Source organism: Malikia granosa, assembly GCF_002980595.1.
Taxonomy (GTDB): Bacteria; Pseudomonadota; Gammaproteobacteria; order Burkholderiales; family Burkholderiaceae_C; genus Malikia; species Malikia granosa.
Genome location: NZ_PVLQ01000089.1, coordinates 1 through 1,303 on the forward strand (window position 1 = coordinate 1; position 1,303 = coordinate 1,303).

Below are 1,303 nucleotides of genomic sequence, written 5' to 3' on the forward strand. Positions count from 1 at the left end.
AGCGATGGTCCGGGAGGTCGGGGATCTCGCCCGGCCAAGCCCAAGAGCGGTCGCAAGGTCGGCGGACAGCCTGGGCACAAAGGCAGTTTCCGGGCCATGCTGCCGAGCGACCAGGTCGACCAGCAGGTACTGTGCCGGCCCGAGCCGCAATGTGCGCTGTGCAAGGGCGAAGTGGTCGCGGACGAAGACAAGGCGATTCGCCACCAGGTCTTCGATCTGCCGCCGATCACACCGGTGGTGACGGAGTACCTGCGGCTGCGCGGTGTCTGCAGTGGCTGCGGCCACAAGCACCACGCGGCACTTCCGACGGGTGTGCCCAGTGGTCAGCTTGGACCGCGCGCCCTGGCGCTGGTGGGGACGCTGTCGGGTCAGTTCCATCTGACGCAGGGCAAGATCCAGCGCTTGCTCGAACAGGTCATGGGGCTGAAGTTCAGCATCGGCACGATCTCCATGGCGCACGGTCATGTCGCGCAGGCGCTGGCCGAACCGGTGCAGCAGTTGCAAACGCATCTGGGCCTGGAGCCTGTGCGCCACGCCGACGAAACCAGTCACAAGAGCCACAGCCACATGATGTGGGCGTGGACCCAGGTCTGCGACTGGGGCGCGTATTTCCGGCTTGACCCCTCGCGGGGCCAGGTGGCGGCCAAGGCCTTGCTGGGCGAGCAGCCCAAGGGCGTGATCGTGAGCGACCGCTACGCGGGCTACCATTTCATAGACCTGCAGCAGCGCCAGGTGTGCTGGGCGCACCTGCTGCGCGACTTCGCACGGATTGCGACTCGCGAGGGCGTGGCCGGCATCATCGGCAAGCGCCTGCAGGCCTGCGGCTACGCGCTGTTTCGCTGGCGTGAGCAAGGAAAGCCGGCCGGACATTTCGAGTGGCTGCGACAGCGTATCCGCAAACAGCTGCAGGCCGGCGCAGCGCAGACGGCCTGTTCGCGTACGGCCAACACCTGTGCCAACCTGCTCAGGATCGAGCCGGCCTTGTGGCACTTCCTCAGGAATCCGGCGGTGTCCCCGACCAACAATGCGGCCGAGCGGGCGCTGCGCGGTTTCGTGATCAAGCGCAAGCTCTCGTTCTTCACCCGATCGGGGCGGGGGCTGAGATTCCTGGAGCGGATCTTCTCGACCGTGCAGACCTGTGCCATCCAGGGCCGACAGACCTTTGGCTACCTGCAGGAGGTCATGACGGCCTGGCTGGCCAAGCAGACCGCGCCGTCCTTGGTGCCCGAGCATGTCCTGGCACGACAGGCGGCCTGCGCCTGACGCGGCCATGTCTATGCCCTATGGGGGGCTGAATAGTTAC

General features: G+C 66.4%; 1 protein-coding gene. It reads left to right on the forward strand.

The features are described 5' to 3' along the window. A partial coding sequence (tnpC, locus tag C6P64_RS16055; RefSeq protein ID WP_146115951.1) for an IS66 family transposase occupies positions 1-1,263 on the forward strand: 1,263 nt, incomplete at its 5' end. Between the last annotated feature and the right edge of the window lie 40 nt (positions 1,264-1,303).